This window comes from Bacillus sp. AL-1R (assembly GCF_052180195.1).
GTDB lineage: Bacteria > Bacillota > Bacilli > Bacillales > Bacillaceae_G > Gottfriedia.
The window spans coordinates 1,260,727-1,284,899 of record NZ_CP197469.1 but is presented as its reverse complement, the minus strand read 5'-3'; the positions used below and the strand labels follow the sequence as shown (position 1 = coordinate 1,284,899).

At 32.8% G+C, this 24,173-nt stretch carries 17 protein-coding genes; 6 read left to right on the top strand and 11 right to left on the bottom strand.

The window, feature by feature from the left end; genetic code table 11:
- Positions 1–56 precede the first annotated feature (56 nt).
- Both ACSBO6_RS05885 and ACSBO6_RS05880 read right to left on the bottom strand, forming a co-directional pair.
- On the bottom strand, positions 57–1,673 hold the full coding sequence (locus ACSBO6_RS05885; protein WP_498844354.1) for a glycosyltransferase family 4 protein: 1,617 nt from the start codon (positions 1,671–1,673) through the stop codon (positions 57–59).
- The gene (locus ACSBO6_RS05880; protein WP_498844353.1) at positions 1,670–2,767 is read right to left on the bottom strand and encodes a CotS family spore coat protein; all 1,098 of its coding nucleotides are present in this window, start codon (positions 2,765–2,767) and stop codon (positions 1,670–1,672) included. Before ACSBO6_RS05880 ends, ACSBO6_RS05885 begins: the two co-directional genes overlap by 4 nt.
- Positions 2,768–3,061: 294 nt before the next feature.
- On the opposite strand from ACSBO6_RS05880, the gene ACSBO6_RS05875 reads away from it, so the two are divergent.
- Positions 3,062–4,036 carry an NAD-dependent epimerase gene (locus ACSBO6_RS05875; RefSeq protein WP_498844352.1) on the top strand — a complete coding sequence of 325 codons (975 nt, stop codon included), beginning with the start codon at positions 3,062–3,064 and terminating at the stop codon, positions 4,034–4,036.
- A 110-nt stretch (positions 4,037–4,146) separates the two neighbouring features.
- Here ACSBO6_RS05875 and ACSBO6_RS05870 read toward each other — a convergent pair whose 3' ends face one another.
- A complete protein-coding gene (locus tag ACSBO6_RS05870) occupies positions 4,147–5,427 on the bottom strand; it encodes a helix-turn-helix domain-containing protein (RefSeq protein ID WP_498844351.1) in 1,281 nt (426 codons plus the stop codon).
- A 310-nt stretch (positions 5,428–5,737) separates the two neighbouring features.
- On the opposite strand from ACSBO6_RS05870, the gene ACSBO6_RS05865 reads away from it, so the two are divergent.
- Genes ACSBO6_RS05865 through ACSBO6_RS05850 form a run of 4 tightly spaced genes read left to right on the top strand, consistent with a single transcriptional unit; the run spans position 5,738 to position 9,710 of the window.
- Positions 5,738–5,863 carry a hypothetical protein gene (locus ACSBO6_RS05865; protein WP_098846855.1) on the top strand — a complete coding sequence of 42 codons (126 nt, stop codon included), beginning with the start codon at positions 5,738–5,740 and terminating at the stop codon, positions 5,861–5,863.
- A 5-nt stretch (positions 5,864–5,868) separates the two neighbouring features.
- Positions 5,869–7,431 (top strand): spore germination protein, encoded by a 1,563-nt coding sequence (locus ACSBO6_RS05860; protein WP_498844350.1) that lies wholly within the window; start codon positions 5,869–5,871, stop codon positions 7,429–7,431.
- Positions 7,432–7,450: 19 nt separating this feature from the next.
- Positions 7,451–8,560 (top strand): GerAB/ArcD/ProY family transporter, encoded by a 1,110-nt coding sequence (locus tag ACSBO6_RS05855; protein ID WP_498844349.1) that lies wholly within the window; start codon positions 7,451–7,453, stop codon positions 8,558–8,560.
- Positions 8,547–9,710, top strand: coding sequence for a Ger(x)C family spore germination protein (locus ACSBO6_RS05850; RefSeq protein ID WP_498844348.1), 1,164 nt, complete (start codon positions 8,547–8,549; stop codon positions 9,708–9,710). Before ACSBO6_RS05855 ends, ACSBO6_RS05850 begins: the two co-directional genes overlap by 14 nt.
- A 54-nt stretch (positions 9,711–9,764) precedes the next feature.
- Here the strand turns inward: ACSBO6_RS05850 and ACSBO6_RS05845 are convergent, their stop codons facing one another.
- Complete coding sequence (locus ACSBO6_RS05845; protein ID WP_498844347.1) at positions 9,765–10,799, bottom strand: CotS family spore coat protein; 1,035 nt, start codon at positions 10,797–10,799, stop codon at positions 9,765–9,767.
- Between the two features lie 840 nt (positions 10,800–11,639).
- On the opposite strand from ACSBO6_RS05845, the gene ACSBO6_RS05840 reads away from it, so the two are divergent.
- Positions 11,640–15,767: a S8 family serine peptidase gene (locus ACSBO6_RS05840; protein ID WP_498844346.1), complete on the top strand. Its 4,128-nt coding sequence runs from the start codon at positions 11,640–11,642 to the stop codon at positions 15,765–15,767.
- 57 nt (positions 15,768–15,824) lie between these two features.
- On the opposite strand, the gene ACSBO6_RS05835 is transcribed toward ACSBO6_RS05840, so the two are convergent.
- From ACSBO6_RS05835 to kynU, 7 genes are all read right to left on the bottom strand, one after another.
- Positions 15,825–17,306 carry a sodium:solute symporter family protein gene (locus ACSBO6_RS05835; RefSeq protein WP_498844345.1) on the bottom strand — a complete coding sequence of 494 codons (1,482 nt, stop codon included), beginning with the start codon at positions 17,304–17,306 and terminating at the stop codon, positions 15,825–15,827.
- Positions 17,303–17,503, bottom strand: coding sequence for a DUF3311 domain-containing protein (locus ACSBO6_RS05830; protein ID WP_498844344.1), 201 nt, complete (start codon positions 17,501–17,503; stop codon positions 17,303–17,305). The genes ACSBO6_RS05835 and ACSBO6_RS05830 overlap by 4 nt, the downstream gene beginning before the upstream one ends.
- 19 nt (positions 17,504–17,522) lie before the next feature.
- Entirely contained in the window at positions 17,523–18,716 is a 1,194-nt protein-coding gene (locus tag ACSBO6_RS05825; RefSeq protein ID WP_498844343.1) for a M20 family metallopeptidase, read from the bottom strand.
- A 169-nt stretch (positions 18,717–18,885) separates the two neighbouring features.
- Positions 18,886–20,187: a hypothetical protein gene (locus tag ACSBO6_RS05820; RefSeq protein ID WP_498844342.1), complete on the bottom strand. Its 1,302-nt coding sequence runs from the start codon at positions 20,185–20,187 to the stop codon at positions 18,886–18,888.
- 187 nt (positions 20,188–20,374) lie between these two features.
- Positions 20,375–21,169 carry an alpha/beta fold hydrolase gene (locus ACSBO6_RS05815; RefSeq protein ID WP_498844341.1) on the bottom strand — a complete coding sequence of 265 codons (795 nt, stop codon included), beginning with the start codon at positions 21,167–21,169 and terminating at the stop codon, positions 20,375–20,377.
- Positions 21,170–21,397: 228 nt separating this feature from the next.
- Positions 21,398–22,786: an amino acid permease gene (locus ACSBO6_RS05810; protein ID WP_498844340.1), complete on the bottom strand. Its 1,389-nt coding sequence runs from the start codon at positions 22,784–22,786 to the stop codon at positions 21,398–21,400.
- Positions 22,787–22,823: 37 nt separating this feature from the next.
- The gene (gene kynU / locus ACSBO6_RS05805) at positions 22,824–24,110 is read right to left on the bottom strand and encodes a kynureninase (RefSeq protein WP_498844339.1); all 1,287 of its coding nucleotides are present in this window, start codon (positions 24,108–24,110) and stop codon (positions 22,824–22,826) included.
- Positions 24,111–24,173 lie beyond the last annotated feature (63 nt).

The following is a 24,173-nucleotide window of genomic DNA, read 5'->3' as shown; positions in this document are numbered from 1 at the left end:
GTCTTATGAGATACCCTCTTTGATCGTTAGACACATTCCTCAGGAAATATGATTGTTTAACTAGTTCTAGCTCTATGCAATTCAGTGACGCTAGGAATTTTCTTTAATTTAAAAGGTTCTGATTTTGCAGTGTTAGCTAGATTATTCGATCTATTTTCTACACTACTTACTTCATTTAAAGATGATCCTTCGTTTAGGATTAAATTTGAGGTTTCATTATTTACGACCTGATCAGTTACTCTTCTAATTCGTCTTAATACTCTTGGTGTCGTATTAATTGGAAATTCTGCGACTACTTTTTCTTTAGGAACTGATTTTGCTTTCTCTACTAGGATTTTTAGCATTTCTTCAATAGAATTTATATCGGACTGAGTTACCGATTCTGATAAACTTTCTGTAGATTCAACAGTCGGTTCGATTACTTCAGGTATATTATTTTCTACATTCAACTGTGTAGTATTTTGTACTGCAGTTTTAAATAATGTTTGAGGTTCATATTGTTCTAATTGTTCTGGTGAAAGTGATGAAGCATATTCTGTTTGGCTCCATGTAGATAGTATTTCATTTGCTACACGACTCCATAAATACTTAGTAACTGCAAGTTCTCTACCTTTTATTCCCATATTCTTCATTAGTGTTTTGTTTGATAATATTTCTGAGATTTTTGTGGCGAATTCATCTGGATCAACTGGATTTTCTACGATTAAACCATTCTCACCTGGAATAATGACTTCAGGATTTCCACCTCTGGCAGTTGTTACAATTGGAAGTCCTGCTGCCATCGCTTCATAATGAACCCTTGCAAGAGGTTCTTGCCATAATGAAGTACATACAAATAAATCTGCTACTGCAAACCAGTTGTGTATTTCAAAAGGTGATACAAAACCTGTTGTAATAATCGGTACATCCTGTTTTTTGGCGATTGCACGAATATAAGCAACATAGTCTGTAACATTATTTTGACTAAACCAATTGCTTCCTACGATAACTAAAGCTAAATCTTTGAAGGTTTTTGAAAGGGTTGGCAATGCTCTTATTAGACGGTCAACCCCTTTGTTTTCTGAAAGTCTGCCAGCAAATAAAATAACCGTTTTATTTTCTAAACCAAACTCTTTTCTAAGTGCGTTTCGTGTACTAATCATTTTAGGATCATTACCAGGTAAGAAGCGGTCAGAATCAACCCCCGAGTAGATTGTTCTGATTTTATTAGCACTTTGAGGATAAAGTTCACGAATAACATTTCCTACATAATCACTTACCGTAACGATACTAGAAACTTCTTCTAATACTAAATTCGCTTCATCAACAGCAATTTTCCCAATATTAAACATGTCATTATGCATACTTAATGTGATTTTTGAATTTGGTGCTACTTTTCTAATCGGAAGGACAAGTCGTGGTCTGTTAAAAATGTGGATTAAATCAAATTGGTTTCCTTTAATGTATTCAACTACGCCTTCACGATATAGTTCTAGTACTTTACCTGGTACACGGACATAATGAACACCATCAATTGTTTCTTCATCTGGTAATGATGGATCATTGACACCTAATACGGTTATATCGTGTACTTTACTTAAATAAGGTAAACTTCCTGCAATATAAGTTTGAATCGCACCACCTAAAACTGGAGGTACTGGTAGGTTTTCGGTACATACCATTAATATTTTCATTCTTTTCCACTCCAGTCGTTGCGAACTTCATTCAATGTTGCCCACTTTGACTGCTCTAAGTCAACGATTGATTGAATTAATTGTTTAGTCGATTCACCTAAAAATAATTCTGGTTCATAAAGTACTTCTTTAATGTTTTTATAAAACTCATTTGGCATTGAAAAATCTATCACTAATACTTCATATAATTCTTTTGAAATTGGATTTGCTTCGTGATATGCGTTAATCATTTCTCTTACCCATGTTACATCCCAAGCGTATAAATCAGACATTGTACCAGATATTAGTTTTCTAAGATCACGAATTGGCAAATCATATGCCACACCGTCCAAATCAATAATCCACATTCCATTTGGACCCATTTGACCATTTGACCATCCGTAATCTTGGTGAACTAATCCCCAGCTTGCATTGCCTTCATTTACCATATTAAAGTAATTAGAATTATTTAAGTCTTCCATACTCTTTCTTGCTTGTTCTTGAAATAGATCTACTACATTTAATAAATCCTGACTAGCAGGCATTTCTTCATATGCCAAGGCAATTGTTCTAAACCAATTCATTTTGTTATATATTTTTTCATAGCTTTTTGGCCATTTGTGCAATCTTGATGCAACTTCTGCTTGAATTGGTGGTTCATACCCTTTACTTAAACGATGAAACTCACCAAGTGCATAGCATAGCTGCTTAGCACCTTCTAAATCTTTCGAAACTGGTGCCAACCCTTCAATCCATTCTGCAATGAACCATAGCTTTCCACCAGCTTCTACATATTCCTCTCCATCTCTTGTTCGAACAATGCTTGGAACTCTAGCCTGTTGAACTTCAACTAAATACTTCTGAGCCCCTAGACTAAACATACTTCTAGTAGGTCTTCTGTGTAAAAGCTTAAAACTTTTTGGACCCTCGTTTGTTTCAATTTTCCAAATCGCTCCGCCTTTGTCAGCTTTTGTTGTAATTACTTGCATACTACTTACTTGAAGGTCATAAAACTTAAGTACTTCAAGTCCAATTTTTTCAATATATTCAGGCACATAGAATTCATCATGAATAAGCTCATCGACAATCCATGGTTCAATTAATATATTATTCAATTTCTCCCTCCTACGTTTAGAGCCCATAAAAAAATTTCACATTTCTTTTTTAAGAAATGTAATATACAGTTACTAATATACTTTTATTGCTCTTAGTGTATTAAGACCTAATGTAATAATATGATTTTGTCCAAGTTTTGTGAGGGTATATGTGTATTCTATTAAAAAAGTATTTTCCCTAAACTAGTTAAATACATATTTCTATTTGTATTCGAACTTTGTCCCCTTCTCCATCATATGATATTCCAACTCTTGTTAGATAAGGAGGTTTTTAACATTAAGAAAGCTAATACTATGCGCATCTTAATCACTGGATGTGCAGGATTTATTGGATTTCATCTAAGCAGACGTCTATTAGAAGAAGGTTTTTTGATCATTGGAATAGATAATATAAATGATTACTATGACAGACGTCTAAAATTTGATAGATTGGAACTTTTAAAGAAATATGAGCATTTTCGTTTCATAAATGGTTCAATTCATGAAATGGAACTACTAGATCAGCTCTTTGTGCAATATAACTTCGATCTAGTCATTAATCTAGCAGCACAAGCTGGAGTGAGATATAGCTTAGAAAATCCAGGGTCATATATCCAATCAAACCTTGTAGGTTTTGCCAATATATTAGAGTGTTGTAAAAACCATCAAATAAAACACCTCATATACGCCTCTTCTAGTTCTGTTTATGGTAATAATAAAAAAACTCCCTCTTCAATTAATGATCGAGTTGACCAACCAGTAAGTTTATATGCTGCCACAAAAAAATCAAATGAATTAATGGCATATTCATATAGTCATACATTTAACCTACCATCTACTGGCTTACGTTTTTTTACGGTCTATGGACCATGGGGTAGACCCGATATGGCATTATACAAATTTGCTAATTCAATCATTAACGGAAAACCAATAGAAGTTTATAATTATGGCAATATGAAACGTGATTTTACCTATATTGATGATGTAGTTGAATCGATTGTAAGAATCATTAAAAATGGACCACCTAAAGAATCTTCTTCGTATTATAAGCTTTATAATATTGGTAACCATAGCCCAGTGAAATTAAATTATTTTATAGAGATTCTAGAAAAGGAACTTGGTAAAAAAGCAAAAATACAATTCATGCCAATGATTCCTGGAGAAGTACTTGAAACATATGCTGATATTGATCAACTTATAAATGACATTCAATATAGTCCAACTACTTCCATTGAAGACGGTATTGCCAAATTCGTTGAATGGTTTAAGGAATATAAAAAAATAGAGTAAAACTTATATAAAAAAGAATAAAAATGAAACTAACCACAAGGATTAATTTTCCATGTGGTTTATTTGTCTAATGTAGAAAATATTTTAAAACTATTACTAATCAGCCCAAATTAAGGGCTCACTGCATATAAATTAGTCGGCTGATTCCGATCCTCACTTAGCATTTGAATATAATCTTCATTTAATTGATCTGTTAAATAATCTCTATAATGCCAAATTGATAATAAGCATTGTTTAAACTTTTCAATAATACCAAGATTTTCAACTTTTCTAGCTACCTTTATTAAATCATTTAGCCCTTCTATATACTGCTTATTTTCACATTTTAAAAGTGATTGTGCGTAACAGAAATCCAAATACAATTGTTGTTTATACAAGTTTGTACTATATGCCATTTCATGAATTACTTTTTCATGCTGATTGATTAAAGCTAAAGCATCTTCTAATCTTCCTAATTTTACATAGGTTTCAATAATTCTCGGTATACCTACATATAAATCATCTCGATCTTTTATCCAACCGTAGTACTCGTCAACATACTGTAATTTTCCAAAATCAAGGCATGTTACATAACGATTACCGATTGCAGCCTCTGCAAAAAAATCATTAATCTTACTATATTTCTTTATAATGTCAAGCACTTCATCGATTGAATTACTTAACCTATTTAAAGCAAAGCCTTGGTATACTAATGCATAACCAAAATGTTTTTCATTTTTTGCCATTTTTTCTAAACGCTTCGCATAATGAAGAACTTTGTCCCATTTTTTTAACATATAGTAAGTAGCCGTAATATATAAAATTGTCAGTTCTTGAAAATCATCTGGCATATAGCTCACATATTCTAAAACATGGACAAGGGTAGCTGGTCCTTCCTCCGATAATCTATTTAAATAGTACTTTCTAAAATAACTAATAGCGACCTCTTCTGCTGTTTGATCTGGCATGTGATGAATAATGATTTCATATAAAGGTAAAGCCTCTTTCTCTTTCCCTTTTGCAAATAACTTTTCAGCAATCTCAAATAAATTTTGTAAATTTTTAGTCCGTATAGTCTTTGATTTTTCTTCTAACATTTCAGATATGATAAAGTTTAATTCTTTTTTAAATCCCTTAATTGCACATTTATAAATAAACGCTACACTTCTTCGTTTATCTAAATACCGTTTGTGATTAAAGCATAATTGTGTATAGCTCGAGTAAAAATATCCTTCTGCCAAACCAAACGCTTCTGTAATTGCATCTAAATAATGCAAAGAAAGCGGCTTTTTATTATTAAATACTCTACTTATATCACTAATATGGATTCCAGAATATTTAGCTAAATCAGCTTTATTCCAATTTTTGTCATTCATAAATGTAAGAAAATCATATAGAAGTATCTGATTCATAAGCCTTCCTCTCCATATTCGGTAATCATTATTTTAATTCATCGTCCCCAACCTTTTGTCTAGATAAAAAGCGGACAACTAGGTATTATCACACATTTTCTATTAGGTTAATTATACTATTTTGTCATATTTTTAAAATAAGAAATATTCAATAATTTAATTAAAATTAGTTAATGATTTATCTATACCGTCTCATTGCCTAAAGTTTTATTTCAGTGAATATATTACTTTCCCAACTCTTCTGCATGCTTTTCCTGTAATGGGAAATAATACCTCTATATTTTATAAATTAGTTAATGGGGATGTTTTAATGTTAAAAAAGATTATTTCATATATACCTGAATATCCAATTTTCATTCAAGCTTTTGTTACCTTTATCATTCCTGTAGGTTTATCAAAATTTTTTAAATGGGTTCATTTTATGGAGAAAGAGTGATTTAAATGAAGCGGTGGAGATCCGATAAAAGTTCAGAAAACAGGACATCTCTAAATAATGAAGCTCAAAATAATGATGAGAACTTATCTAATGATCTACAAGTAAATTTGGATTGGATTTTTAATGAAATTGGACAGAATTCTGATGTTAAATTTAGAGAATTTCTATTAGGTGAAACAGATATTCAAGGTGCAATTATTTTTATTGATGGCTTGGCAAACGCGGACTTAATTCAAAGACATATATTGGGAGAATTAATGACTGGAATTACGACCATTGCCACCAATCAAATAAGTAATGGGCAATCTGTAAATTTAGAAGAAATTAAAAGATGTATTAAAGATCAATCACTCACTGTTTGTACAATAGAAGAAATCAGTACTTATAAAAAATTAAAAACAGATGTTCTATTTGGCTCAATTGCTCTGTTAATAGATGGTATTTCTGAGTGCTTTTTACTAGGTGAAGCCCTTACAAAGACAAGAGATATAAAGGAACCTGATTCTGAGGCACTCGTTCGTGGACCGAGACTTGGATTTGTTGAATACTTAGCTGATAATACAGCCATGTTAAGACGTGCCGGAAAAAATCCAGATTTAACAATGATTGGTTATGAAGTTGGTGAAGTTTCAAAAAAACAATTAGTTATCGCATATATCTCAACTATTGCGGATTCTCAGCTAGTTGAAGAAGTAAAAAAAAGAATAAAAAGAATTAAAATTGATAGCCTTCCTGATTCTGGTTATATTGAACAATTAATAGAAGATGATTATTTAAGCCCGTTTCCTCAGATTCAAAGTACCGAACGTCCCGATCGAGTTATGAGCGCTTTAATGGAAGGAAGGGTTGCCATTTTATTAGATGGTTCTCCATTTGCGCTAATTGCACCTGTAACTTTTCAGATGTTACTTCAATCTCCTGAGGATTATTATGAACGATGGGTCGCAGCTACTTTAGTTCGATTATTACGATATTTAGCTTGTTTTATTTCATTGTTTGGTCCATCTTTATACATTGCATTTATTTCATTTCATCAAGGGTTAATTCCTACAAAATTAGTATTTCATATAGCAGCCACTAGAGGAGGTGTACCATTTCCTCCACTAATTGAAGCACTAATAATGGAAATATCGATTGAGGTATTAAGGGAAGCCGGGCTTCGCTTACCAAAACCGATTGGGCAATCATTAGGAATTGTTGGAGGATTAATTATTGGTCAAGCCGCAGTTGAAGCAGGCATTGTGAGTACAATCATGGTTATTGTCGTTGCAGTAACTGCCATTTCCTCATTTACTTTACCACAATATAATGTTGGAATTGCGCTACGTATGCTTCGTTTTATATCCATGCTTTTTGCAAGTGTATTTGGTTTATATGGCGTTATTTTATTTTTCTTACTGCTTTGTAGTCATTTAGTAAAACTCAAAAGCTTTGGTGTTCCTTATCTAAGTCCCGCTGCTCCAACTCGATTTAGTGATTGGAAGGATTTCTTAATAAGAGCCCCAATATTTATGATGAAAAAACGTCCAAAAAGTTTGCAAGCTAAAAAAACAAGAAGGATGAACTAGCATAAGAAAGGAGGAGTACATGATTATGGTTCCAAAGCCTATTGATCAAATATCGACGAATCAAACTGTGATGCTGATCGTAAATTTTATTTTTGGTGCAGGTATTTTAATCTTACCAAGAAGTGTTACAGCTAAAGTAAAAACGCCAGACGGATGGATTTCAGTTATCATATCTGGCTTGCTCATAACCCTTTTAGTCTTTTTACTTGTTATGTTGTGTAAACAATATCCGAACGAAACTTATTTTCAATTTACTCAAAAAATTATTGGTAAATGGTTAGGAATTCCATTAAGCATCATAATCATCTTTTATTATATTTCGCTTTCAGCTTTAGAGGTTCGAGTAATGGCAGAAACGACTAGGTTGTTCTTACTACAAGGTACTCCTACTTGGGCTATATTAATCCCGTTTTTGTGGATTGGTTTATATTTAGTACTCGGTGGAATCAATCCAATCGCAAGAATGTTGGAAATCATTTTCCCAATCACTGTCTTATTTTTTCTATTAGTTATTTTTTTAGGATTAGGAATTATTGAAATTGATAACTTACGTCCTGTACTAGGAAATGGCATCAAACCTGTCATTAATGGACTCAAAACAACTTCCCTTTCATTTTCAGGTTTTGAGGTAATTCTCTTTATCTTTATGTTTATGAAGGATAAAAAGAAAGTATCAAAAACAATTATTCTCGGAATAGGTATACCATTTATTTTTTATGCGATTACGGTTGTTGCTGTAGTTGGTGCTTTTTCAGTAGACGGTGTTTTATTACAAACTTGGCCGGTACTTACTTATATTCGCAGTTACGATATTCAAGGTCTTTTTGTAGAAAGATTTGACTCATTACTGCTTGTTATTTGGATTATGCAAATTTTTGCTACATATATCATTGCATATTATATTTGCACTCTTGGAATGGCCCAAATTTTGAATAAAAAAAGTATAAAGCCGTTTCTTTTTGGTACATTACCATTTATTTACGTTATCTCAATGATCCCTAAAGATATCAATCAGACTTTTTTAATGGCCGATTCAATCGGTAATGTTGCATTCTATTTATTTGGTATGGTCCCTCTTCTCTTACTAGTCATTTCATTTGTGAGGAAAAAACTAAATGAGAAAGTATAAGTATAAGAGAATATTAATCATTTCAATTTTTAATTTAAGCCTATTAATTTTATTATCAGGATGCTGGAGTAGTAAATCAATCGAGGATTTAAATATTATATTAGGATCTTCTTTAGATAAAGATGATAATGGAAATATAATATCGACACTACAATATGTAGTCCCTGAGGCAATGACTACAAAATCAGGTGGTGTTAATCCCGAAAAACCTTATATAAATGTAGCCGGCGAAGGGATTTCCTTAGAACCTTCTGGATGGGAGACAACTTTAAGTAGGGAAGGATACATTTTTGGATCACATCAAAAATGCGTTATCATTAGTGAAGAACTTGCAAGAGATGTTGACCTTCGTGAGCTTACTGATTTATATTTCCGCGATATTGATCTTCGTGGAAGTACCTTAATTTTTATCGCCAAAGGGAAAGCGTACCATGCTTTAGAAACAAAAGAAAAAAATACCATCCCTTCATTACGAATTGTTGACATTGCAAACCAATCGTCAACTTCAGAAATTGTCACCAAAACACCGTTAATTAGAATTGGTGGATTATTGAACTCGGGTTCTAGCTTCGTCCTCCAATTATTAGAAACAACTGATAAAGGAGCGAAATTTTCTGGCGGAGCAATTTTTAAAGGTAAGAACAATAAAATGATTGGCACTCTTAATCCTCAGGAAGTATTAGGAATTAATTTAATATCAGCTAGGGTAAAAGGAGGTTCAGTTAAGGCATATACAAAAAAATCGGATGGACCCACTTGGTTTCAAATTGAATCAATGAAAAGTAAAATTACACCTCATATAAAAGGTAACAAGATCTCTTTTGACGTAAAATTAGAGGCTGAAGGTAGAGTTGCAGAATATTGGAATCCTAAATTAAAACCCTTATTTAAAGAGAAGAACGTTAAAAGTGTAGAGAAAGCAACTGAAAAGGAAGTTACAAAAATAGTAGAAAATGTAACAAACAAGCTTCAAAATGAATATAAAACAGATGCTGCTGGATTTGGAAACGAAGTAAGAATTCAAAATCCAAGAAAGTGGAAAAAAATGAGGAAGGATTGGGATGAATTTTTTAGTAAAGCTAAAATAAACTATGATGTTAAAATTATTATCAGAGACTATGGAATGATAGGAAAGAAAAAAGCAAAATAAAAAATAAAGCTCGAATCCATAAATTAAAGGGGATTTGAGCTTTATCATTTTAAGTCATCGACCATAAAGTGCTTCATTTGTTTGTGAAAAGACAGTAGAAATTGCTCTTTCTTTACTCAGTTCCAAAGTAATTATTTTTTTCATTTTTGAAATTAAACTAGGATCAACAATTATTATTTCCATACTTTCGTAATATGCCGAAAATACGTCATAAAACAAATGAGGAAATAATAAATCAGCTTTTAGTAACTTGTACTGCAAACATGCTAATGGATTGGTTTCATGATATGCGATGATGATTTTCTTCATTAACTTTGGATTCCAATTTTTTTCTTTTTTCATAACAATATTTAAAATTTTTCTCAGATCATGAATCGGCAATTCGATTTTTAATGCGTTCATATTTAAGAAATATAAATTCCCATCTTCTCCAATAATAAGACCATTTTCATCGAAATTCTGATAACATAATGTTTTCGTTGTGTCTTCTAGTGCTTCACCAATACATTTATCAATTATTGCTAAAGCTTTTTCACATTGCATTAAAACCGAATTAATATTTTTTAAATACAGTTTATCGATTTCATTTTGATGTTTTAACTTAGTTCGTTCTTCTTTCCACTTAGTTAATTTTAAAAATTTATTTTCTAAATCTTTTTTCCAGTTTGATTCAATGGATGAAACTTGCTCATTCGTTAATTCAATTCCTATTGAGGCTTTATGAAAAGAAGCAATACCATTCATTATCAATTGAAGATCTTCTTCACTATCAAAATTTGGACTTCTACCATTTACGGCTTCAAATAACATAAAATATTCATCTTGCATCTTTACAAAACCGTCACCCAATTTTGTTGTTAATACTTCTGGAGTAAATATGCCATTATCTCTAAGATGGTCAATTGCATAGATCATCAGTTCAATATATCCTTCATCAATTAAAACTTTCTTCAAAAATACTTCACCGACATTCGTATCAATGGGCCACACAGCTTTTTTTTCATCAATGTATTCAAAAAATCTATGTTTTACTTCTAAAGGGTAATTTGCAATTACATTTTTTACTAAATCACTAAAAAAAGCGTCCAAAAAGGATACCTCCCAAATAATACTCATCCTCTGTTAATCTATGAATATGTACATGTTTAGGGACGGCTAATCTACTAATTATATTAGGAAGTAAAATATTTTCTACTAATAAACTTCTTGTTTGATTTTCAAAATGTATAAAATGATCTTCTTCTATTTAATTTTACTTTTAATTTCCTAATACATTACAACAAAAATTCTATATTTTATTAAGTGTTATAATACTTCCTGAAATAGTAATTGATGATTTTAAGCACGCACTTTTTATAAGTAAAGAAATAAAAAAATTAGCACAATATTGCAATTCACTATTTATATTTTGTGGACTACCCACCACTTAACACCCTTTCAGGTCGTTTGAAGTGGGGGCTTCTTGGAAAGTAGATAATTTTAGTAGCTAATTTGATTCCACGACTGAACAGTACTTAATACAAATAAAAAACCTTAAGCTATCGCCTAACCGAAATACCCCCCTCCTTATTCTTGGGCTTTGCCCTACACTGAATTGAAGAAGGGGAATTTTTCCTGAATATGTTAAATATAGAAAATTATGCTATTTATTACCAATTATTAAATCAAAAAATATTACTTCTAGGGAAAAATTAGCTATTTTCATAAAAAAGTTGGGAAACGTTTAAAATCAACAAAATTCAATTTTTTACTATGTTTTCTGACATTATTTCTTAATTTTTTTAGAAAAAAGTAAGATTTGTATTCATGATTTTGAAAAACGTTGATTTTATAGGGTACAAATAACCCAATTGACTGCCTGTCGAAAATTCTCAATAATCTGAATATAAGGATAACTCCTTAAGTTAAATTTGAAAGGGTGTATTGTATTTGAAGAGTCATTTTGTAGTGCCACTGAAAGTTGTTTCTACAAGTTTTATAGCAGCTAGTTTGCTATTTTCTAGTCACACATTTGCTTCGGTTGATTCAACTTCTCAAGTTGGCAACTCATACGTAGAACAGTATTTAAAAAATCTAACAAAAGAGGATCGAAATCGCGTACATAATGGTGTTGAAACGACAGATCCAGAAAAATATTTAGCACCTAAGCTTAATACAACTAGTCATAATCCAGTAAACATCATTGTTCAATTTGCTCAAGACCCTGCTAAAACAGATGTTAAGAAAAACGAAGAAAACGGAATTGAAGTCTCTTTAGATGAGGCAAAAAATAAAGTAGAAAAATCTCATCAAAATTTCAAACAAAAAATTGGACAAGCAAAAAAAGCCATACCTTCAATTAAAATTCGTAAAGAGTACCGTCAAGCATTTAATGGTGTTGCGATGACTGTTCCAGCTAATGAAGTACATAATATTCTTGCGATGGATGAGGTAAAAGCAATATTTGAAGATAAAGTAATCAAAGTTGACCCATCGCCTTCAGAAAAACAAACAACAAAATCAACTACTCATTCTCCAGCAGTAGATAGTACAGAAAATATAGGAGCAACAACACTTCATGAGGAAGGTGTTACCGGTAAAGGTGTCAAGGTTGCTGTACTCGATACAGGGATTGATTATCATCATCCAGATTTAAAAGATGTTTATAAAGGCGGATATGATTTCGTAAATAACGATTCTGATCCAATGGAAACTACTTATGATGATTGGAAAAAATCTGGAGAACCCCAAATCAGTCCATTAGGTGGATCTACCTATTATACTTCCCACGGAACTCACGTATCTGGAACAATTGCTGGGCAAGGTAAAAATAAAACTGATTATGCCGTCACCGGAGTTGCACCTGGAGTTGATCTTTATGCATACAAAGTGCTTGGCCCATATGGATCTGGATTTTCAAGTAACATCATCGCTGGAATTGAAAAAGCAGTAGAAGACGGAATGGATGTTATTAATCTATCATTAGGTTCAGATTATAATGATCCACTTGATCCAAATGCAATCGCAATAAATAATGCTGTACTAGCTGGAACAACTGCTGTTATTGCAGCTGGTAACTCTGGAAGTGATTTATATTCACTTGGTTCACCTGGTACTTCTCCACTAGCTTTAACAGTTGGTGCAAGTGATTTTTCTATGACCATCCCTACTGCTACTGGTACGGTTAGTTCAGCTAATGATCTATCACTTTCGAATTTAAGACTTCTAGCAAAGAGCTATGATGATGATTTAAATACTTTAAAAGATCAATCCCTACCTATCGTTTTTGTTGGACTTGGAAATAGTGAAAGTGATTACAACGGCAAGGATGTTAATGGGAAAATTGCACTAATTGAGCGTGGAGTCCTAAGCTTAAATGAAAAAGTAATGCTTGCTAAGAAACATGGAGCAAAAGCAGTTTTAATGTATAATAATAACCCAACAGAAGGCCAAATTCCTCATTATCTTGGAAACGGCTTTGACTTTATTCCTTCATTCACTCTTACAAATGAACAAGGATTAAACGTTTTAGAGAAAGTAAAACAAGGTAATGCCACATTTACTTTAAACTCAATTGGTGAGATGAAAACTAGCGGAGATACATTAGCTGACTTTAGTTCTCGTGGTCCTTCAAACAGATATTATGATATTAAACCGGAAGTGATCGCACCAGGTGTTGCTGTATTCTCAAGTGTACCAGCTTATGAAAACGGTCCGAATCATCTAACCGATTATACGAATGCATATATGAGTGCATCTGGAACATCTATGGCTACTCCACACGTAGCTGGAGCTTGTGCCCTTCTTCTACAAGAACATCCAGAATACAAACCAGAAGATGTTAAAGCCGCCTTAATGAATACAGCTGATCCGCTACAAAAAGATTATAGTGTATTTGAAGTAGGTGCTGGAAGAATTGATGTTTATGAGGCAGTTCATTCTGATTTGCATATTAAAGTATTAGATAAAACGATCAGTACAAAAAATGACCAAGATATCACCATTCCAGACGTAACAGGCGCATTAAGCTTTGGTCCACAAGTAACTGCAGGTAAGGAAAAAACGGACACTCGAGTGGTTTCTATTTCGAATACAAGTAACAAAAAGAAAACATTCTCTGTTCAAGTTAAATTTAACCAAAATGTAAAAGGTGCAAAAGATGCACAAGCAAATCATGTGACGATTGATCTCCCGGATAAGATTACAATGAATGCCAATAAAACAATTAAAATTAAACCAATGATTCATATCCCTGCATCTGCAGAGTTTGGTAATTACGAAGGATATATTTATATTACAAACAGTAGTAATCCGAATGAAATTTATCAAATACCATTTGGATTCAAGCATTTACAAGAAGGAATTAATAAAATCAATGTGTATGCAGACGCCTTCACAACGCGTCGTGATTTAAATCATAGTTTCCCATCTGGAACGGGCATTGAATTCTCCTTAAATAGCCCGATGGAAACTGTAGATTTTATTTTAAAAGATGCGAAGACTGGTAAAGAACTAGGTTTAGTTGATGCATATCAAGGTCTTTTTACAGAAGATTTTATGTTTGAAACTGAATACGGATTTAATGGACTTTATAATGCATTTACGGGGCATAAGGATCATCCGATTTCTTATTCAAAAAGGCTTGCTCCTCCAGGAAAATATGAATTAGAACTAATCGCAACAAACCGAGAAGGTAAAACATTTAAAAAATCTGATGTATTTTATATCGAAAATTCTAACCCTATTGTAAAAATGCAACAACCAGGTGGAGTTTACGAAGTAACCGGGGACGGTATGACTGTAAAAGGTAACATCTATGACCAACAAGTAGATATTATGAATCGAAATGGATTTAATTGGGATCAGTCTTCTAATTTGGTTAACTTAATGAATAAAACCAAATACTCTTCAACACCTTTAGCAATTGAAAAAAATGGTGACTTTGAATTTAAAACTAGTCTTTTAGACAGTAAAGATGTAACAAAAATCACCTTAGATGCATTTGACTACGCAGGAAACGGTATGCAGGATCACCCTGATTTCTCATACACACTAGTTAAAAAAGGACTACCATACGCAAAATTAGTTGCTAACAAAAATGACGTAAAATATGGTGAAAACGTAACCCTTTCACTTAGTGCAAATAATATTAAAGATTTAACAGGTGGAGAATTTACATTATCATTCCCTTCTACGGTATATGACATTGCAAATGTATCTTTAAATAAGGATTATGTTTCTTATGCTAAGTCAAATGGTTTAAATGCTGATCTTAAAATAATTGAGCAAACGGCAAGTAAAATTACACTTAATACACATTTAACTGGCGATTCAATCCAGCCGATCCAAACGAATATGCCATTAATCGATATTACATTTAAAGTGAAGGAAAAACCTATTAACTATGTTAAATGGATTCAAACGATTGATCTCACAAAATCTACTGCATTCTCTTTAAATCAAGCACCTGCAACAATTGAAGGTTTTGGTCAAGGAATAAATATTGTTCCAACATACTCTCAACTTGAAGGTGGTATTCTTGCTGATGGATTCCTAGACGATTGGGGTATTTGGTTAGACTACAAAAAAGATTTTTCGAAAGCAGGCATGAGTTTAACATTAGTTTCTAAAAATGGAAAGACATATACAGGAGAATTTAACAGCAGCGCACGTTACTTTGTTAAAAATCTTCCAGCTTCAGATGAAGATTACGATTTAACAGTCAAAATACCAGGACATTTCGATCGACACGTAACAGTGAACGATTTATATGATCTAGCGAATGGTGAAACGGTAGGTCGCTTATCTTACATTTTATATGCACCTGTTATGGGTGGGGATGTAAATAACGATGATGTCATCGATGTATTAGATGCAGATTATATTAAAACATACTGGGGCACTAACAAGCGTGCAGCTGATATCAATTTCGATGGAATTGTTGACGATAAGGATATGAGTTTCGTACAAAAGAATTATTTAACTCCAAACCCTGATGTCCAAGACGTTCCAAAAGGTAAAAAGAAAATTAAAGGTCAAACTTTAGAAGATATTTTGAAGGATTTAAACATTCAATAATCAACTTGATAGAATAATAGAAAACGTCGGATCTATAGACCCGACGTTTTTCTTTTCTTATTGCTCAGCTAATTGATCGATTCCCTTATTCGTTGACATACTATTTCTTGTAATAAGACTAACAGCAACCATTACTAGCGCATTAATAATTAATGCAATAATCCCTACATTTAAGTCTTTCACTAACTGTGGAAAGTGTGGAAACGCTTGAGCAAATGTCTTTTCACCTAAATCAAAAATTGAAACAATAACACCACCAAATATGATTCCAGTTATAGCGCCTTGCTTTGTTACAAAGTTCTTTTTCATTAAACTTAAGAAAAATGGTGGAGCTAGCTGCGTTATAAAATTATACGCCACAATTGCAATACTAAATAATGAGCTACCACCTTTAAAAGTAAAATATAAACCAATTAAAGTAATAAAAGGAACAATTAATTTGATTAGTTTTGTAATATGTTCTTCTGATTTAGCAGGGGCTATTACTTGGTATATATTTTTAACGAATAATGTGGATATTACCATTAGAATCAAAGAAGCAGGTACTAATGCAGCTAATACCCCTGTTCCACCTATTAAACCGACGAACCATGGATCAAAAGTCTTTTTCGAAAGAAGTAATAAAATTTTGTCACTATCACTTCCTTGTACCCCTTTAATTTGTAAGATTGCTGCAAAGCCCACGAAAAAAGCAAATAATAAAATTAACTGATATAAAGGCATTATAATTGCGTTTTTTCTTAAAACCTTTGCATTTTTCGCTGCAAAAATAGGAGGAAATGAGTGAGGCCACATATACATCCCAATCCCACTTAATATAATAGTAGAAATATACCAAGTTAAATTCATCCCATGTTCTGGTAGAATTGTAAAGTTTGGCTTTGCTTGTTCAATAGCCTGATACATCGGCTTAATACCGCCATAAAAATGAATCGGAAAATAAATACCTAAAAATAAAATGATAGCAAGAATTAAAATATCCTTTAAAACAGAAGTCCATGCTGAACCATGAATTCCTGATAACATGACGAATAAAGTAACTCCGCATGCGCCAAATAAAATAGCCATTTTTGAAGAAATAACCCCATACGATGTAATCTCAACGATATAGCCTAAGCCTTTAAATTGTAATACTAAATAGCAAAATAAAGCTACGATTCCAACTATAGCAACAAGTACTCCAAGTATCGGACTACCATATTTCTTCGCCATAAAATCTGACTGAGAAATGAGTTTATGTTTTTTAGAGTATTTCCAAATCTCAGGAAAAGCCCAATAAGATATAATTGATGCAATACAGCCGTAGGATACGATACTAAATATGGAACCACCTTCACCGTATGCTGAGCCACTTGCACCTAAAAAGGTAAAGGTTGTATACATTTCGCCAGCTGATAATAAAAAGATGAAAAGCGTTCCCATTCCCCGTCCACCAACGGACCATTGTTCTAAGTTCATTTCTTTACCTTTTTTTGACCATATTCCAATAATGATGGAAACAGCGAAAAATAAGAATATAAATAATGTTCCTGTATTCATTCTATTTCCTCCTCTTTATTCGCAGGATCAAATAAATAGATTAAACCTAAAAATACAGTAGTAAGAAGTGACCATAGTACAATTGAGAAATGGAAAAATGGCATACCAAGTATGTAGGGAGTAACTTTATTTGAAAACAACGCACCTATTACAAAACCCATAACCGGAATAAAACCAAGTAAATAGATTTTTTTCATACTCTACTCTCCTTCTTTTTTAATGATTTAAAATGTTCATTGCGCCTTGGACAAATATCTTTATTCCATCTTTTAAAGCTCTCTCATCAATATTAAATTTAGGATGATGGTGTGGAAATACGATCCCCTCTGCCTCATTTCTTGCACCTACAAAAAAATAAGTCCCTGGAACTTCATGAAGGAATGCTGAAAAATCTTCACTTCCCATTATTGGTTTCATTAATTCACGATTTTCTTCTCCAACTATTTCACAAACCGTTTTGTCTATTAAACTAGTTACTTCATTATCATTAATGACCGGTGAGTACCCGAAATGGTATTCGATCTCGTATTTAGCTCCATGAGCATCGGTAATACCTTCTACTATTTGCTCGATCAACTTCGGTATATTCTTGCGAACTTCGTGATTAAAGCTCCGAACAGAACCACCAATCTTAACAATACTTGGTATAATATTAACCGCTGTACCACCATTAAATTGTGTAACTGAAATGACAGCTGTATCAATTGGATCAATCTTCCTTGAGATAATATGCTGTATGTTTGTTACAACTTGAGAACCAATCAGAATTGGATCAATTGTTTCATTTGGCAAAGAAGCATGGCCACCTTCGCCAATAATTGTGATTTTAAACATGTCCGCACCTGCCATAATTGGACCATAATTTAATCCAATTTTTCCGGTTTCCAAATTGCTTACTAGATGTGCTCCAATAATCAGATCAACTCCATCAAGCACTCCTGCATTTACCATCTCAATTGCACCACCAGGTGGTACTTCTTCTGCGTGTTGAAAAATAAATCGTATCTCACCTTTTATCTTTTCTTTAAAACTACAAAGGAGTTTCGCAGCTCCTAATAGCATCGCCGTGTGTCCATCATGACCACATGCATGCATTATGCCATCCTTCTTAGAACGAAATTCAATCTCATTTTCTTCTTGTATTGGAAGTGCATCCATATCTGCTCTGATTGCAAGCACCTTTCCTGGAGCATTTCCTTTTAGTCTAGCAACTATGCTAGTCTTCGTTGGTCTAGAAATTTCTAAATCTCCAAATGATTTTAGTTTGTCATACACAAATTGAGCAGTATTTTCTTCTTGGAAAGATAATTCAGGGTTTTCATGTAAATACCTTCTCCATCCAATTACTTCATCATTAATCGAACTTACTACATCATCTAATATTAATTCAGAAAAAATATTATACTTCATCACTGTACCTCCATGAGAATTTTAATTTTATTTTAAGGAATATTTACGGTCTTTTTCCTTATATATGATTTTATAACTTGAAAACAGTTTCCACAATATATTTTTGTTAAAAATTCAAAATATTTATGAAATTATACACAAAAAAATAAACACTCCAAATTTGAAATGTTTATTTTAAGCGATATATTTTACTAGGTCTCCCTCGGTAAGACAGGGATTCCTCTCCTATACATTCTAGTAATTCCACTTCACATAAATCTGCCACAATACGTCTAGCATTTCGTTCAGTCATATTAAGCTGCTCAGCTAAACTTTTTGTTGTAAAATCATTCCACCCCATTCTCTTAATAAGGTTTTCAACTTTATGAAATGTCTTTACACTAATATTTCCTAGTTTAAGCTTTTGCAGCAACTCTTGGTCATCTGTTCGATAAGCATATGTAATCTCTTCTACACTACCAAGTGACTCAATGATTTCACCGTTTTCTTGCACAATTAATATTTTACGATCATTCAATTCTTTTGATTGTTGTATTGATTCAATCGCATTTTTCTCTGCAGAAAAAACAGTCTCACCAAATCCAATCCCAACAGAAACGATCGAATCAGTTTCTAATGATAACTGCTCAATTGTATTTTCTAACATATTAATCTCTCTTTCAATTGCACCTCTAGAACTATAAATTAAATATTTCCCATATCCTTTTTCAATCAAAGAACCATTTAATTGTTCGCAAAGTGTTAGAAGTACATTCTTGATACGAAGTTCGATATGCTGTAAATGATAAGGCGATTTTGATTTCCTTATTATACTCTCAAAATTCTCTATTTCAACCAACTCTACTCCAATTTGAGATTCTTTAAAATAAAGCCCTTTTACTTTCTCGATTATTAGCTTTAATGTATGTAGAATATCCACTTTACTAGTTGAAATCCATTCGACTGGAATTTCACGTTTTTTTAGTTCCTGAAATATAGATGGAAAGTTGGTTAAAACACCTTCAGTTTTATTTGCGTTCCATAATTGAAGGTGAAATTGTAATATTTCCTCCAAATTAATTTCTTCTTCATCAAACTTTTTTATAAAAAGCTGATCAAATGGTTTATTCAACTGCTCTAATGCATCGTCTAATAAATTAGAATATGTTGGCATATCTACGCTTAATTGTCTAATTAATCGACCATTAAGATACATAATATTTAACAGACTTTTATAAACAGAAGACTCTGTATGAGGAACATACAATAATTTTTCATAGGAATATAGCGTTTTTTTTGCAATATTATATGGTAATTGTCCTGAAAAAAGCCAGACGTCAACATCTCGATCATGTTTCTTTATAATCTCTTTCGTTTCCGCAGGCTCATCATATGCAAATGGGAAAAATTCTAATTCCTTTTCATATTCTTTAGAAAAACTTAAAATTCGTTCTAAAGACCACTCTGGGCCGATCAGTCCAATACGATACATTATTACACCTACCAATTACTCTAAAATTTATATGGACTATGATTTTTAATTTTATCTAGTACTTTATATGCTTATTATCATCTTAACAGTATTTCACTCGAAATGACCATGTTATTTACATACAGTTAAATAAAAAAACTTTTCATCAAGGCGTTTCTTGATGAAAAGTCTTTTTATTTCCTAAACATTAAAACGAACTTAAAAAATTCTTCATTTCATTAATTAACTCTTTGGGAGCCTCATACATGCTCATATGTCCAGCACTGTTTAAAGTAACCGTTTTAATATTTTCTTTTTTGACTGAAAAAGTCTTTTCAGGTGGAATGATCTGATCGTCTTTACCTGCCAGTAAAAGTACAGGTAAATTTGTATCGTTCAGTATATGGTTGCGATCGGGTCTATTTTTCATGCTTATTAAGGCATTAACCGTGCCATCTACAGTAGTTTTATATCCTATTTGCTTTGCTAAATCTATTTCTTTACTATTCGTTTGTATATTCTTTGGAGAGAAAAGTTTAGGAATTAATCCATCTACAACGTTTTTCACTCCTTCATTTTTCACTTTTTCACTAGTAGCTACTCTAGCTTTTTTTGCTTCTTCACTATCCGGATAAGCAGTCGAGTGGATTAATGAAAATCCATCTAAATAATTAGAATATCTTTGTGCAAATGCAAGTGTAATATAGCCTCCTAACGAGTGGCCAAACATTGTTACTTGCTGAATGTTTAATTGATCTAAGAAATCTTTTATCACATCTGCATAATCTTCTATTGTATGCTCTTTACTAATAGCTGTAGAATCTCCATGCCCAGGTAAATCAATAGCGATCACACGATAATCTTCAGATAGCTTTGGAACTACTTTTTCCCAATATGCATGACTTCCCATAAAACCATGAATTAAAACGATTGGCTTTCCTTTTCCTTGGTCCTTATAAGCAATTGTTAAATTTTCAAGTTCGACTTTACTATTAATGATCATTCAACTCCATTCGGGAATATTAATATGAGACTATTTTTCATTTACTAAATACAACATACTTTTATTATATAAACTAACATAAAAGAATCTTATGAACAAAACTCTACACCTTATTATTTTTCCTTTCTTTCCTTTTATTAATCTTAAAATAGAATAGGAGTGTCCCTAAAATGAGAGACACCCCTATTTACGTTATTACTATTTATCTACTTTCTTTTTTTTACAACATCAATTTTTTTGGTCATTATTTTTCTTTATAAATAAGTAAGCCACAGATAAAACAATTAACCACGGTATTCCGAATTGAAGCATAATTTTAAAGCCAGTAAACCATGAAGTAATGGTAAGTCCCAACAATAAAATCGCTCCTAAAATTGTGAAGTAAGGAAAACCAATCATTTTTACTGGTAATTTTCGCCCACCTGATTTTTCCCATTTCCTTCTAAAAAATAAATGTGAAATAAAAATTGACATCCAAGTAAAGATCGCACCAAACATTGAAATCCCCATCATAAACGCATATGAAGAATCTGGTAATACTGCATTTACGATTCCAGCAACTACTATACCAATGGTTGAAACTGCAAGAGCATTTACTGGAACACCTTTTTTACTTACTTTTCCTAAAATGTTTGGTGCATGATTAGTTTTTGATAGTGAATAAACCATGCGAGTTGATGCATATAATTGGCTATTCATCGCTGATAAAGCTGCCGTTAAAATAATAAAGTTCATAAGGCCAGATGCAAAAGGTATGTTTAATATTTCCATGACCTTTACGAATGGACTTTCATCTACCCCGGCCGATTTCCAAGGAACGATAATCAGCATGATCCCGATCGTTAATACATAAAAAATTGATAAACGAAAAACTGTTGCTTTAAGAGCTTTTGGAACAGCAATATCAGGCTCCTTTGCTTCACCCGCTGTAACAGCGATTATTTCAGTTCCTAGAAAACTAAATAACGAAATAAAGACAGCTACCCACATGCCCCACCATCCAAATGGCATAAATCCACCATCATTTGTTAAGTTCTCTACACCAATATTTGAATGACTAGATTCTCCAAACAAGACATACGTCCCAAGTAGGATAAATCCAACAATTGCACTTACTTTAATCATTGAAAACCAATACTCAAATGTAGCAAATGTATTAACACTAGTAGCATTTATATAGATTAAGACTGCTGCAAAAAAGGCAATCCAAACGATTCCAGGTACAGTTGGAAACCAATATTTCATATAAACTGCAATTGCACTTACTTCTACTCCAACAGCAAGTACTTGTGCCACCCAATATGAATAACGAACAAGATAGCCCGCCATAGGATGAATATATTTTTCGGCAATTGTTCCAAACGAACCGCTAGTAGGATGTGCAACAGTCATTTCAGCTAAGCACCCCATAAGCAGTAAAACGATGAATGCTCCGACTGCATAACTGAGTAATACACTTGGACCAGCTGTTTTAATTGCTAATCCACTTCCTAGGAATAACCCCGTTCCAATCGCACAACCCATTGCAATCATCGTTAGTTGACTTGTTTTCAATTCTCTTTTTAAGCCTTTTTCTCTCTCGTTTTCAATTTTTTTATTTGCGGTGGATTTCTTCATAACTCATCCCCTTGTCCTTTTAGATAGCGAACTAAACTTACGCCACAACTTCACGCTCATTTATAAATTTTTCATATTGCTTTTCAGTCATGATTTTCTTAAGTGTTTGTACTACTTTCCATACTTCCTCGTAAGAAGTATAAAGTGCAACTGGTGCAAGACGAATAATATTTGGAGCTCTGAAATCTGGAATAATATTGTTTTCTTTCAAAGACTTACAAATACGTGCTGCTTCTTCATGCTCTAAACTAACATGTCCGCCTCGTCTCGCATCTTCTCTAGGAGATCCAATGTAAAACCCCATATCTGGTAATTCTTGTTCAATACAATCCATTAAAAATTGATTTAATCGAAGTGATTTTTCTCGAATCGCATCAATTCCAGCTTCTGTAAAAATCTCCAAAGATCCGATTAATGGTGCACAGCTTAATACATGAGGTGTACCGATTTGATAAGCTCCAGCAGTTTCTGCAGGAGTTAGAGTGTGTTCCATATCAAATTGCTTATCTTTTCTAGAACCAAACCACCCTGCAAGCCCAGGCAATGCACCAAAATGTTTGCGATTAACAAATAATCCACCTACACCACCTGGTCCTCCATTTAAATGTTTATAATTACACCAGTAGGCAAAATCCACATCCCACTCACTAAAAGAATGTGGGATTGATCCAACTGAATGGCAACCATCAAAACCGATTAATATTCCTCGTTTATGAGCTTCTTCGGTTAATCGCTTCATGTCTAAAATTTGACCACTGCGGTATAAAACCGTTGGTAAAATTATCAGAGCAATTTCTTCCGTCATTGCATTAATAATATCATCCTCATCTAAATAACGTCCATCTTTACTTTTTACGCAAATAAGATCTACCTCAGGATCTAATCCGTGAATACGGAGTTGACTTTGAAGGGCATATATATCTGATGGGAATGTAAGTTCATCAGCTAATATCTTTTTTCTATTCCCCTTTGGTTGGAAAAAAGTAGCTACTAACTGGTGTAAATTAACCGTAGTGGAACCGGTTACAATTACCTCCTCTGATGAAGCACCGACTAACGGAGCTAATTTTTCTCCTAATTTTTCAGCCATGAAAAACCATGGATGATGTCCATTTGTCCAACCATCTATTCCATAGTTCTTCCAATCTTCCAATGATTCTAGTAAAGTACGTTCAGCCCTTTTAGAAAGTAGACCTAATGAATTACCATCCATATAGATTGAATCAGGATTCAAGTAAAACTCATCTCTAAACTCTCTAAGTGAATCAAGACGATCCATTTTTTTAGCGTACTCTAGTGTTGTTTCCGTAACTTTCGTATTCATACTGTTCCTCCTCTATTAATCTACTAATTAAATTGATTGTGAAAAAATCATATCAAAATAACT